Origin of the sequence: Achromobacter sp. ACM01 (genome assembly GCF_014851745.1) — a bacterium.
GTDB lineage: Bacteria > Pseudomonadota > Gammaproteobacteria > Burkholderiales > Burkholderiaceae_B > Achromobacter > Achromobacter aegrifaciens.
On the sequence record NZ_JACVAF010000001.1, the window covers coordinates 216,242 to 228,734 of the forward strand.

Consider the following 12,493-nt stretch of genomic DNA (forward strand, 5'->3'; position numbering starts at 1 on the left):
TCGGGTAGCGGGAACCGGGGCTGGGCCGGGCGCGCCCGGGCGGCAGGTGCCGCCCGGGGCTCGCGTCGCCGGATTACGGCAGGACGACGTCGCGCAGGTCGAGCACGTCGTCGGCGCGCTGGATGACCTGGATGTTGTCCTTCACGCCCCAGGACATGGGCTGCTGGTGCAGCGGCAGGTAGCCATAGTCGTTGCGCACGATCTCGAAGGCTTCCTTGATCATGGCGTTGCGCTTGGCCTGGTCGGTTTCGACGCCGATCTTGTCGGTGAGCTCGTCGACCTTCTTGTTGCAGTACCCGCCCAGGTTGAACTGGCCCGCCGCCGTCTTGGCATTGCGGCACGAGGCCAGGTTCAGCAGCGTGTTGTGCGCGTCGGTGGAGCTGGGCGTCCAGCCCAGCATGTACATGCTGGTCTGGTTGCCGGCCTGCAGCAGGATCTTGCCGAAGTACTTCGACTTGGTCTGCGCCAGCAGGTTGATCTTGATGCCCACGCGCGCCAGCATGCCGGCCACGGCCTGGCAGACCTTTTCGTCGTTGACGTAGCGGTCGTTCGGGCAGTCCATGGTGACCGTGAAGCCCTTGGGATAGCCGGCTTCGGCCAGCAGCTTCTTGGCGCGCTCGGGATCCGGCTTGTACGGCGCGCCGAAGGAATCGTCATAGCCATTGATGGCGGTGGCGATGAGCGAGCCCAGCGGCTTGGCAGCGCCGCGCATGATCTTCTCGTTGATGGCCTTGGTGTCCACGGCCAGCACCACGGCTTCGCGCACCTTGGGATCCTTGAAGGGATTCTTGCCCTTCACGTCCGAGAACAGCAGTTCGTCGCGGTCCTGGTCCATGCCGATGAAGATGGCGCGCGCTTCCGGCGCGGTCAGCGGCTTGACGCCCTTGGCGTCTTCGAGGCGCTTCCAGTCCTGCACCGGTACAGGCTGCACCAGGTCCATTTCGCCGGAGATCAGCGCGGCCACGCGCGTCGCTTCCTGCGTGATGGGCTGGAAGATGACTTCGTCGACGTTGGTCTTGATGTTCTTGTTCCAGTAGCCGTCGTAGCGCTTGAGCACGGTCTTCACGTCGGGCTGGCGCGAGGCCAGCATGAAGGGGCCGGTGCCGTTGGCATTCAGGTTGGCATAGTTGCCCTGGTTGTCGCCCTTGACGTTGGTGGCTTCGGTGGTCTTGTTCTTTTCCGACCACGACTTGCTCATGATGTACAGGAACACCCATTCGCGCGGCAGGATGGGGTTGGGCGTGGGCGTGGTGACTTCGATGGTGTAGTCGTCAATCTTCTTGATGTCGGAGGCCTTGGCGCCGTAGCCCTTCATGTCGGAGCCCGGGGTCAGGCTGCGCTTCCAGGAGAAGATGACGTCGTCCGCCGTGAACGGCGAACCATCGTGGAATTTCACGCCCTTGCGCAGCTTGAACACCCATTTCGTGGGTTCGGGGTTCTCCCAGCTTTCCGCCAGCAGCGGAGTCAGTTTCAGGTTGCCGTCGTAGCCGGCAAGCGTTTCGTAGATGTTGCCCTGGAAGCCCAGCGTGAACGTTTCGTTCAGGGCCATCGGATCCATGGACGTCGCATCGCCTTGATAGGACCAGTGAAAGGTCTTGGCGGCCGCGCCGGCGCTGAAAGCCAGCGATGCGGCGATGGCAGCGGCGAGCGCAGCTTGCTTCAGGTGGGGAAAAGTACGCATAGCCCTCATGCTCCGTGTGGTGCGCGGATAGCGCGACAGAAGTGACAGGGCCCCGGCCCCATGGGGATCCGGGGCATGGCGTTGCTGCTTACGACGAAAGACGGATTGGGGTCTGGCGGGACGCAGCGCGAGCTGCGCGTGCGCCGGTGATGGCGCTGCCGGGAATCACTGCGTAGGACTTCGACTTCACGATAGACCCAACCCCTTGTGATTATCATGACGGGGACGGACCCGCATCGATGTAGGACGAATCTTATCGACGCATTCGTTTAAGCGTCAATCGGTTTGGATTGGGGTTAGTACTTGCTTGCCGGCGGCGTGGAATGGTGCGTGCGGCAAGGCTGGCGGCTCTGCGCTCAGGCGCCGGGCGGGGGCGCGTCGGCAAGGGTTTTCGCCAATTCGCGCACCACGCGCTTGCGGCGGTCGCTGTCTTCGTAGTGCTCGCCCAGGGCCGACCATTCGGGCCGGCTGCGGGCCTCTTTCAACGCTTCGGGCAGGGGCCCTTTGCGCCAGGCATCGTCGTCCGGATGGTCTAGTCTCAATGGCTCGCGCGCGGCATGGCCGCGGCGCTCCAGCGCTTCGATCAGTTGGCGCTGGCGCAGGGCCAAAAGACGCAGCACCGCGTCGTCGACGCTGATTTCGCGCCAGCCGCGCAGCTTGCCCGCCACGCGCTTGCCCAGCTTTTCCACGCCTTGCCACAGGCCGCCGGCGGCCGCGCCGATCAGCATGCCGGTGCCCAGGCTCAAACCGGCGCTGAACAGGTCTACCGCCGCGCCGGCCATGGCGCCCGCGGCGGCGCCCATGCCCACCTGCACACCCATGTCCTTCAGGGCCTGGGGATGGAACAGGTCCATGCCCCAGCGCTCGCCCTGCAGGGGCAGCGCATCATCGGTGAAGTCCGTCGCGCGGAAGTTGTAGAGCGCCAGCAATGCGTTGACGCAGGTCTGCTCGCGCTGGCGCACCTGGTCGCGCAGCGCGCCCGAGGCGGCCGCGAGCGCCGCGTCGTCGCTGGCGCTGGAGACGTGCAAGGCCGCCACGTCGACCAGCAAGTCGGCCAGCAGTTCGTAGGCGGCGCCACGGCGCGCGCGGCGCTGCTCGGCAAGATTGGCGGACAGCCGGGCCAGCGCGGCGGCGTGGCGGTCCAGCAGCACGCCGAGCTTGGCATAGAGCTGTTGTTCGCCATCCAGCGGCGGCGCGACGGTGTCGAACTCGACGACCGCGTGCAGGCCCAACCGGGCCATGGCGGCGCGCCATTCGTCGGCGCGATGCGCGGGCGCGTTGACGAAGTTCAGCACAGGCAGCAGAGGCCGGCCGCAGGCGGCCAGGATGGCGAGTTCGTCGCGGTGCTTGCCCAGCACCGGATCGCGCGCGTCGATGACGTACAGCGCCGCGTCGCAATCCAGCATCTTGGCCAGCACGCGGGCCTCCTGCTCGTAGCGGCCATGCGCCTCGGGCGTGTCGAGGAAGCGGCGGATGCGCGCCGGCCCGTCCAGGCGTTCTTGCGGGCTGTCGAGTTTTTCCAGGTACTCCAGCAGCGAGATGCTGTCTTCCATGCCCGGTGTGTCGAACCATTCCAGCACGGCCCGCCCTTCCAGCCGCAGGCGCGCGCCTTCGACGTGGCGCGTGGTGCCCGGGCTGTCGGCGACTTCACCGAAGGTGGTGTCGCGCGTCAGCGTGCGCAGCAACGAGGTCTTGCCGGTGTTGGTATGGCCGACCAGCGCAATCTTGATGAGGTCTTCAGCCATGGCCGGACTCCAGCCACGCGAGCGGGGCCAGCGGCGCTTGCAGCACGGCATCGGCGGGCAGGCCCAGCGCCAGCAGGCGTTCGCGCCATAGCGGGGCGCGGGTGGCGGGAGCCTCGGCGTCCGCGCGCGGCGTGACCAGCCATACACGCGTCTGTTCCGCGTGCGCGGCCAGTTCGGCGATCAGCGACAGCGTTCCGCGGTCCGGCGTCTGGCGCGCATCGCAGGCGATCAGCATGCGAGTGGCGGCCTGGCCGGCGAGCGCGTCCAGCACGCGGTTGCGCTCTTCGCGGGTATCCAGATTGCCGGCCTGCTGGACGCCCGCGGGCATGTCGGCGGGCGGCCAGGCCAGGTCCGGCGGCAGTTCGAGCCCCAGCAGCACCGGCTGGCCGCCCAGGCCCGCGAGCGGCGGCGCGCCGACGCGTGGTTCGTGCAGGGGATCGACGGGGCGGTCTATGCCAGTGGACTGGGCGGGCGGCTCCAGGCGATCGCGCAAGGCGGAGAATCCGGGCAGCGAGGGATCGATGCGCAGGCGGCGCAAGGCGCGCAGCGATCCCGCCACGCACAGGGCGCCGGCCAACAGACGGGGCAGGATGCCGTAGACCACCAGCACGCCGATCAGCCACAGCGACCACTGCGCCTGCGCCTCGGCGGGCAGGGCCTGGGCGCCGTCGCTGGCGCGGATCATGGATGCGTCCGGCAGCGGAAAGCCCAGCAGGGACGGCAGCCAGCCCAAAGCCTGTGTCAGCCCGACGAATGTGTCGGGCGCCAGCAAGGTGGTGGCCCAGATGAAGCGGTAGCTGGCGGTGGAAAGCACGGCCAGCAGCACCGCCAGCGCTGCGCACAGGGCCGTCAGCCACAGCAGGTGGCTGACACTGCCGAAGAGCCAGCGCAAGGCGCCCGCGCGGGCCAGCAGGTTGAGGAAAGCCTGCGGTACCAGGGCGCTGTCGGGGCCGCGGGCCAGCTTGCGCGTGGCCCAGAGCCAGAGACGCCCCAGTCCCGTGACGGAGGACGCCCGCAGCAGGAAGCTGCCCAGCCACAGCAGGAAGGTGAGCGCATGCAGGCCCAGCAAGGCGCCCAGCGCCCACAGCACGTTGACTGGCCGCGAGCCGTCACCCAGCGCGCCCAGCGCGGCGCCTGCGCCGGAAATGGCGGCCAGCAGGAACAACGCGGCCAACATGGCGAGCGCGCTGCGGCGCCATGTGTCGATCAGGGGGATGAGATTCTCGCGCTGCGCCAGCAACGCGGCGCGAGCCAGGATGCGCGCGGGCAGATCGGCGTCCTGCTGGCGTACGCGGCGCACTGCGGCTGCGTCTTCCAGCGGCCCCCAATGCGCTTCGCGCAGACGTATCAGCTCCGCCAGCCAGTGCGCGCGCACGGGGCCGGCGCCGAGGGGTTCAGCCGGGGGGATGGAATCGCGAGAGGTCGTAGACGGCATCGCGTCGGGCGGCGGTACGGTCAGGCCCTGGGGGCGGTGGACCATTGTAGACCGGGCGGGACGGGAAACGGGGCCACAGCCCCACGCGTCAGTGCCTGGCGCGGGCGCTGCGGTACTGTCCGGGCGTGACGCCGACGGCGTCGCGGAAGACCCGCGCCAGATGGCTGGCGTTGCCGAAGCCGCTGGCCTGGGCGATGCCGGCCAGATCGCCCTTGCCGGCTGCGAGCAGCTTGCGCGCATGCGCCAGCCTCCGCGCCCGTACCCAGGCATGCGGCGGCTCGCCGAAAGAGGTGTGGAACATGCGGGCGAAGTGGTAGGTGGATAGCGCCGCCACGCCTGCGAGTTCGTCCAGCGTCAGCGGCTCGGCCAGGTGCGCGTCAACATAGTCCATGATGCGCCGACGCACGGCGGGCGCGAGACCGCCGCGCAGCGTTGCCGCGGGCTTGCGCGCCACGCCCTGGTTCAGCAGATGGTGCAGGACTGTTTCGGCCGCGCTGCTGGCCGCCAGCCGGTCGGCGGGCTGGTTCCAGTCGGTGTCCAGCAGCTGCCGGCAGACGTCGATCAGCGAGTCGTCGTGGATGTAGGTGCGGTCGCGCAGTTCCAGCGTGCGGGGCTCGCAGTCCAACCGCATGACGGCTTCGCGGGCCAGGCGTTCCGGAGCGATGTACAGATGCAGGAATTGCACGCTGTCGTTCATGCTCCAGCGCGAGTAGTGCTCCGAGGGCAGCACGCAGAACTTGCCGGCGCCGCCATGTAGCCTGTCCTGGCCCAGGCGGAACGACTTGTCGCCGCCGCGCAGATAGAGTGACAGGGTGTGATGGCCCGGACTGTCGTAGCCCATGGTTTCGTGGGCGCTGCGTGACCATTGCGAGATGGCGATGCCCTCGCCCAGCGCGGCGGCGCGTCCCAACGTCGCGGTGGAGCCCGCCAGGGTGCGGAAGACGGAGAAATCGGCCGGGGCCGAGGCGACGGTAGCCATATGAGTGGAATGCTACTGCGATCTCGCGCGCGGCGCGTGCGCGCGGGGAAGAAAACCGCAAGAACCGGCAATTCTTGCGGGCCAGGGAGGCGCAAACTGGATTCCCCGGCGGTCTTGCGGACCGCCTTACCGCGTCCCTGTTTCAGCATCGCATCGTGAACCTCTTCCTGTATTTCCTCACAGTCGTCATCTGGGGCACAACCTGGATCGCCATCAAGCTGCAATTGGGCGTGGTGGCGATTCCCGTCTCGATCTTCTACCGCTTCGCGCTGGCGGGCCTGGTTCTGTTCGCGGTCCTGGCGCTGACCCGCAAGCTGCAGAAAATAGACCGGCGCGGCCACTGGCTGTGCGTGGGCCAGGGGCTGTGCTTGTTCTGCCTGAACTTCCTGTGCTTCTACACGGCAACCCAGTGGATTCCCAGCGGCCTGGTGTCGGTGGTGTTTTCGGCGGCGACGCTATGGAATGCGCTGAATGCCCGCCTGTGGTTCGGCACCCGCGTCGCGCCGCGCGTGATGGTGGCCGGCGCGCTGGGCTTTTCCGGCCTGGTGCTGCTGTTCTGGCCCGAACTGGCGGGGCAGGAGGCCAGCCATGAAACCCTGCTGGGCCTGGGCTTTGCACTGCTGGGTACGTTCTGCTTTTCGACGGGCAACATGCTGTCGTCGCTGCAACAGCGCGCCGGCATCCGGCCCTTGACCGGCAACGCCTACAGCATGCTTTATGGCGCAGCCATCCTGCTGGCGGGTTGTCTGGCGGCGGGCCTGCCGTTCGAATTCGATACCTCGGCTTCCTACGTCGGCGCCCTGCTCTATCTGGCCATCCCGGGCTCCGTGATCGGTTTTACCGCCTATCTGACGTTGGTGGGCCGCATGGGTCCGGCGCGGGCCGCCTACTGCACGGTGCTGTTTCCGGTGGTGGCCTTGAGCGTGTCTACTTTCGCCGAAGGCTATCAGTGGACGGCGCCGGCCCTGCTGGGCCTGGCGCTGGTAATGCTGGGCAACCTGCTGGTCTTCACCAAGTGGACGCCCTTCGCGCGGCGCGCGGCGGCTTGAACTTGGCCCAGGGCCGGGCAAGCCCTAGCGGGCCAGGGCACGCAGCCCTTCCAGCAGGCGGTCGATTTCCGCGTCGCTGGTCAGATAGCTGACCGAGGCCCGCGCGATCTGGGTCAGGCCACGCGCCTGCATGTCCAGCGGGGTATAGGGCACGCCGTTGCTGCCGATGGTGATGCCCTGTGCCGCCATGGCGCGTTGCACGGATACGGCGTCCTGATCGGCGAAGTTGAAGGACACCAGGCCCGAGCGTTCGCGGCCCTGGTCCAGCACCGTGATGCCGGGGATGGCCGCCAGTTCGGTCCGCAGGGCCTGGGCCGTGGCGGCGATGCGCGCGCGGATGGCTGGCAGGCCGATGTCCAGGGCTTCCTGCAAGGCGTTGGCCAGGCCGCAGCGCAGCGCCAGCGAGGCTTCCGCCGATTCCAGGCGCGCGGCGTCCTGGCGCAGCACCGGCTCGCCGTCGGCGCCCAGGGGGGCGGAATGGGTGTCGACGAAGGCGGGCGTGAGCTGGTCCAGGAAGTCGCGCCGCACGTACAGCAGGCCTGTGCCGCGCGGGCCGCGCAACGCCTTGCGTCCGGCCCCGCTCAACACATCGCAGCCGATCTGCGCGACGTCCACGGGCAACTGGCCGACCGCCTGTGCCGCATCCACGAAATACGGGATGCCGTGGCGGCGCGCGACGCTGCCGATGGCGGCGGCGGGATTGATCAGGCCGCCGTTGGCGGGCAGCCAGGTCAGTGCGATCAGGCGCACCCGCTCATCCAGCATGGCCTCCAGTGCCTGCGGATCGACGCAGCCGCTGTCGTCCGAGGGAATAGTCTCCAGCGTGGCGCCAGCACGCTGCGCCTTGAGCCGCATGGCGGCCAGGTTGCCGCCCCATTCGTGGCGACCCACCAGGATGCGGTCGCCGGCGCGCCACGGCGCCATCGCCGCGAAAGCCGCGCCCCAGCCGGGCGAGTTGCCGCCGGTGAGCGCGATCTCGGTCGGGTCCGCGTTGAACAGCCGGGCCGCCAGTGTGCGAGCCTGCTCGATCAGCTCCCGCGACCGCACGCCCGCCTCCATGGGCCCTTGCGTCGCTTCGCGTTGCAGGTGCGCGTGGATGGCATGCAGCGTGGCGGCCGAGGGCAGCGACGCGCCGGCGTGATTGAAATGGACGGTGGTGTGCGCGCCAGGGGTCTGGGCGCGCAACGCTTCCACGGCGCTGGGAGTCAAGGGGGCGGACATGGCGGCTCCGGCAGGGATCAGGCTTGCGTGAGCGCGATAATGGCTTCGATCTCGACCGCCACGCCCTGCGGCAGGGATGCCACGCCGACGGCGCTGCGAGCATGGCGGCCGGCGTCGCCGAACACCTCGACCATCAGGTCGGAGGCGCCGTTGGCAATGGCGCTCTGGCGGTTGAAGTCCGGCGTGCTGGCCACGAACACGCCCAGGCGCACGATGCGCGCCACGCGATCCAGCTTGTCGCCGGTGGCGGCGGCGATCTGCGATAGCAGGCCCAGCGCCGACAGGCGCGCCGCTGCCACGCCATCGGCGTCAGAAACCTGGTCTCCCAGGCGGCCCAGATAGGCGGCCTTGCCGTCCTTGCGGGAGATCTGGCCCGAGATATACAGCAGGTTGCCTTCCTGTACGAAGGGCACGTAGTTGGCGGCGGGAGCGGCGGCGGCTTCGAGGGTCAGGCCAAGTTCGGCCACGCGGCCGGAGATCGAGCGGGTCATGAGGGACTCCTGAACAGGGAAAGTATGGGCAAGCCTCATGCTATCGGCCGCTGCCGGCCCTGACCAATCAATTTTCGCGCAGTACACATGAGTAAAACTAATGTGTGTCGCCCCGCTCCGCGGCCGCCTGCGCCAGCCATGCGTGGAAGCGCTGTGCCGCTTCGCCAAGCGCGCCGCGCGGCGTCACGAACCACCAGCCGATGCGAGGAGCTTCGAGCGCGGCGTTTGGCAGGGCCTCCACCAGCGCGCCGCTGGCGAGCTGGGCGGCGATAAGGCGGTGACGGCCCATCGCCATGCCTTGCCCCGCCAGCGCCGCTTCCACGACGATGTTGTAGTCATGCAGGCGTACGGGCCGCACGCCGCCCAGGTCCACGCCGTGATGTCGCGCCCAGGCGTCCCATTCGAAGGGATGGCGGGCATGCGAGGCCAGCAGCGGGAATCGCAGCAGATCCTGCGGCGTGCGCGGCCGTTTCCTGCCCGCGATCAGCTCGGGCGAGCAGACTACCGACAGCCGCTCCGCCATGATCAGCCGAGCCCGCACGCCTGGCCACACGCCGCGCCCGTAGCGGATGGCGACGTCGACCTCGCCGCCCGCAACGTCCGCCAGGCCGATGTCGGGCTGCAATTGGAGATCGATGTCGGGATGGGCGGCGGCAAACGCCGCCAGGCGCGGCGCCAGCCAGCGCGTGGCGAACGAGGCCAGCAGCCCGACGCGCAGCGTCTGCCGCACAGTCTCGTGCGCACGGACCTCGTCGGTACCCAGGCGCAGCAGTTCGAAGGCCGCGTGTACGCGCTCGTAATAGGCCTGACCCGCCGCGGTCAGCGCCACGGCGCGGGTGAGCCGCTCGAACAGGGCCACGCCCAGTTCGGCTTCCAGTCGCTGGATATGGTGGCTGATGGCGCTTTGCGTTACGAAGAGCTCCTGCGCAGCCAGGGAAAAACTCATGCGCCGCGCGGCAGCTTCAAAGGCGCGCAGGGAAACCAGGGCAGGCAGGGATCGCGCGGAACGCATGGAGGCAGGCGATGTGGTGATGAGGGAATGCGCATCATCGTACGCCGCGCGCGGCCCGGCAAACAGCGCGCGCGCACCGCGTCCCAATGCAAAAGGCCCGCAACAAGTTGCGGGCCCTTCAGTACTGCATTCTTTGGCTCCCCGAGCTGGGCTCGAACCAGCGACCTGCGGATTAACAGTCCGTCGCTCTACCGACTGAGCTATCGGGGAACAGGTAGAGGGGGCGAATTATGCACAAAAAAACGGAAGAATGCAAAACGGGGCAGGCGTAACGGGTCGACGCGCTGAATATTTGCCTTTCTCACCAGGACACGAGTGCATGCGGCGACCATCTGCGGTATCGAAAAGCAGCCAAACCGGGCGCAGTACAAATGGGGTCAGGCAGGAGCCATTCCTCTCAGCGGCGACGGTGGGCCAGCTTCTTCAATGGCCCCTTGCCGGATACCCGTGCTTGCACTGGTAATGGCACGCAACCCGTATTCGGTGAGCATCAGTTCCCGAACCTGGATTACCGCGCCCGGCCTGGAAATTAGCCGGGATCCCTTGAAGAATGCGTCAGGTTTCTTGTTGGTGGCAGCGTTCATATCAATACCTTTTGCTGACGAAGTCGCTGATCGCTTTGGCGCCGGCGCCTACGATTTCCGCAACGTCGTTGCGTTCGAAAAGCGCATGGTCGCTCGAGTCCAGGTAGATCACGCCTATGGGATGCTGGCCTGAACGGTCCAGGACGGGCACCGCCATAGCCAAATAGCGGCCGGGTCCAAGACGGCGGGCCTGGGCCGCGGTATACCCCCATTCAAGCACTAGTGCCGAGCGGAGTTGATCTTCCGTTCTGTGTTGGCTGGACATCACCAGCGGTGTCTTGCTGCGGACAGCTCTGCCCGCGATGCCGGTGTGCACGGGAAAGGTTCGTCCTGCACCCTCGTCGCCAGCGCCCGCGTAGTTGATGATCTGCTCGATTTCCTGCGGTTCATGAACGGGAGGCACGACCCGGTAGGTGGTGCGCAGGTCGGTTCCACGATTGCGCTTGTCGCACCATTCGGCAAGCATGGTGTGCATGGTGGAGACCGCTGCATCGAGACCTTCGTGGACGGCGGCCGGTCCATCCATCTCGTCGTCGGCGCGTGCAGCAGCCACGCGAACCAGGGCTGCCAGAATCAGCCAGACGCTCGTGGCGGCCGTCAGACCGAACATCCAGGGTTCAAACAGCGGTTCGCGCCAGCTCTTCACCGCGGCGCTACCGGCGACGAGGAGTGGCGGGCCATTGAACAGGACTTCTCTAGGCCACCTCTTTTGCCAGAGGCGTTTTTGCCGCACGCCGGGGAGATGATTTGTCTGCATGGGGAACCGCGCCTCCTGAGGCCAGAACTTGGCGCGATTGTAGGCAGCGATTTCGCGGAAAGGCCGGTTTTCGGGGCTCGGGACAGCGTAAATAGGACAAAGCGCAATGGGCTGGCTTGGCCTCACGCTTTCCGTTCATGACGCAGGCAATAAAAAACCCGCACCGTCATAGCCGGAGCGGGTTTTTGAGATCGTCTCAGGACGGATCTGCATCTGGAATCTGGTGCCGGTGAAAGGAATCGAACCCTCGACCTTCTCATTACAAGTGAGCTGCTCTACCAACTGAGCTACACCGGCGCTGCGTGCCTGGGGCACGCGAAGGGCTGCATTGTAATGAAAAAAATGCAGACCTTGCGGGGATGCCTTATTTGACGATGGTCAGGCGCGGACGCTTGGGTTCGTCGTCGTCTCCGCCGTCGTCGCCGGGGGCGGCGTCGGCGTCGGAGCCCTCGGGCGCGGCGGTGGCCGTCGCGCCCTGGGCGCCAGCTTCCGGCGGTTCGTAGGGCTGCACTTCGAAGCCCATGCCGGCGCCGGTTTCGCGCGCATAGATGGCGCTGACGGCGCCCACGGGGACGTAGACGTTTTCGGTCACGCCGCTGAAGCGGGCCTGGAATTCGATGAATTCGTTGCCCAGCACCAGGCGGTTGGTGGCCAGCGTGCCCACGTTCAGCGTGATCTGGCCGTCGCGCACATGGGCGACGGGCACCATGGTGTGCTCGTCGACCTGCACGGTGATGTAGGGCGTATAGCCGTTATCGGTGCACCATTCGTGCAGCGCGCGGATCAGGTACGGTTTGGTCGAAGTTTCACCCATCACGCAACAGCCTTAGCGACGCATCACTTTTTCCGAAGGCGTCAGCGCTTCGATGTAGGCCGGACGCGAGAAGATGCGTTCGGCGTACTTTTGCAGCGGAGCCGCGTTCTTGGGCAGTTCGATGCCGTAGTGGTCCAGGCGCCACAGCAGCGGAGCCACGGCCACGTCGAGCATGGAGAATTCCTCGCCCAGCATGTACTTGTTCTTCAGCAGCATGGGGGCCAGCTGGGCCAGGCGGTCGCGGATGTTCTGGCGGGCGTTGGCCAGCTTCTTTTCGTCGGGCTTGGCGCTGCGGTCTTCCAGCGTCGAGACGTGGACGAACAGTTCCTTCTCGAAGTTGTAGAGGAACAGGCGGGTGCGGGCGCGCATGACCGGGTCGGCGGGCATCAGCTGGGGATGCGGGAAGCGCTCGTCGATGTACTCGTTGATGATGTTCGACTCGTACAGGACCAGGTCGCGTTCGACCAGAATGGGCACTTGACCGTACGGGTTCATCACCGAGATGTCTTCGGGCTTGTTGTACAGGTCGATGTCGCGGATCTCGAAATCCATGCCTTTTTCGAACAACACGAAGCGGCAGCGTTGCGAAAACGGACACGTGGTTCCGGAATAGAGCACCATCATGGCGGTAAGTCCTTTATTGAAAAACGAAAGGCCAGCGCCTTAATCTAGCAGGCGCTGGCCCCAATTGCCAGGCGGGATAGGCGTACAGCCCTATCCGCCGA

12 protein-coding genes and 2 tRNA genes are annotated in these 12,493 nt (G+C 66.9%); 1 reads left to right on the forward strand and 13 read right to left on the reverse strand.

Translation table 11 applies throughout. The features are described from left to right. Positions 1–73 precede the first annotated feature (73 nt). From IB268_RS01025 to IB268_RS01040, 4 genes are all read right to left on the reverse strand, one after another. A complete protein-coding gene (locus IB268_RS01025) occupies positions 74–1,681 on the reverse strand; it encodes an ABC transporter substrate-binding protein (protein WP_054455552.1) in 1,608 nt (535 codons plus the stop codon). A gap of 356 nt (positions 1,682–2,037) precedes the next feature. Beyond that, positions 2,038–3,426 carry a GTPase/DUF3482 domain-containing protein gene (locus IB268_RS01030; protein ID WP_175180342.1) on the reverse strand — a complete coding sequence of 463 codons (1,389 nt, stop codon included), beginning with the start codon at positions 3,424–3,426 and terminating at the stop codon, positions 2,038–2,040. Beyond that, the gene (locus IB268_RS01035) at positions 3,419–4,861 is read right to left on the reverse strand and encodes a DUF2868 domain-containing protein (protein ID WP_225591310.1); all 1,443 of its coding nucleotides are present in this window, start codon (positions 4,859–4,861) and stop codon (positions 3,419–3,421) included. The genes IB268_RS01030 and IB268_RS01035 overlap by 8 nt, the downstream gene beginning before the upstream one ends. A gap of 88 nt (positions 4,862–4,949) precedes the next feature. Then, a complete protein-coding gene (locus tag IB268_RS01040) occupies positions 4,950–5,840 on the reverse strand; it encodes a helix-turn-helix domain-containing protein (protein WP_125471001.1) in 891 nt (296 codons plus the stop codon). A 155-nt stretch (positions 5,841–5,995) separates the two neighbouring features. On the opposite strand from IB268_RS01040, the gene IB268_RS01045 reads away from it, so the two are divergent. Further along, positions 5,996–6,889: an EamA family transporter gene (locus IB268_RS01045; RefSeq protein ID WP_192353702.1), complete on the forward strand. Its 894-nt coding sequence runs from the start codon at positions 5,996–5,998 to the stop codon at positions 6,887–6,889. A 24-nt stretch (positions 6,890–6,913) separates the two neighbouring features. Here the strand turns inward: IB268_RS01045 and IB268_RS01050 are convergent, their stop codons facing one another. From IB268_RS01050 to IB268_RS01090, 9 genes are all read right to left on the reverse strand, one after another. Then, positions 6,914–8,110 (reverse strand): aminotransferase class V-fold PLP-dependent enzyme, encoded by a 1,197-nt coding sequence (locus IB268_RS01050; RefSeq protein WP_192353703.1) that lies wholly within the window; start codon positions 8,108–8,110, stop codon positions 6,914–6,916. A gap of 17 nt (positions 8,111–8,127) precedes the next feature. Then, on the reverse strand, positions 8,128–8,601 hold the full coding sequence (locus IB268_RS01055; protein WP_192353704.1) for a RidA family protein: 474 nt from the start codon (positions 8,599–8,601) through the stop codon (positions 8,128–8,130). A 97-nt stretch (positions 8,602–8,698) separates the two neighbouring features. Next, positions 8,699–9,613 (reverse strand): transcriptional regulator GcvA, encoded by a 915-nt coding sequence (gene gcvA / locus IB268_RS01060; protein WP_192353705.1) that lies wholly within the window; start codon positions 9,611–9,613, stop codon positions 8,699–8,701. Between the two features lie 134 nt (positions 9,614–9,747). Beyond that, positions 9,748–9,823: transfer RNA gene (locus IB268_RS01065), tRNA-Asn, on the reverse strand. Between the two features lie 167 nt (positions 9,824–9,990). Beyond that, complete coding sequence (locus IB268_RS01070; protein ID WP_082401081.1) at positions 9,991–10,197, reverse strand: sulfatase; 207 nt, start codon at positions 10,195–10,197, stop codon at positions 9,991–9,993. Position 10,198: 1 nt separating this feature from the next. Beyond that, positions 10,199–10,954: a GAF domain-containing protein gene (locus IB268_RS01075; protein ID WP_192353706.1), complete on the reverse strand. Its 756-nt coding sequence runs from the start codon at positions 10,952–10,954 to the stop codon at positions 10,199–10,201. A gap of 221 nt (positions 10,955–11,175) precedes the next feature. Continuing rightward, positions 11,176–11,251: transfer RNA gene (locus IB268_RS01080), tRNA-Thr, on the reverse strand. 67 nt (positions 11,252–11,318) lie between these two features. Further along, complete coding sequence (locus IB268_RS01085) at positions 11,319–11,768, reverse strand: ClpXP protease specificity-enhancing factor (protein WP_054455540.1); 450 nt, start codon at positions 11,766–11,768, stop codon at positions 11,319–11,321. A gap of 12 nt (positions 11,769–11,780) precedes the next feature. After that, positions 11,781–12,392, reverse strand: a complete 612-nt coding sequence (locus IB268_RS01090; RefSeq protein ID WP_006388039.1) for a glutathione S-transferase N-terminal domain-containing protein — start codon at positions 12,390–12,392, stop codon at positions 11,781–11,783. Between the last annotated feature and the right edge of the window lie 101 nt (positions 12,393–12,493).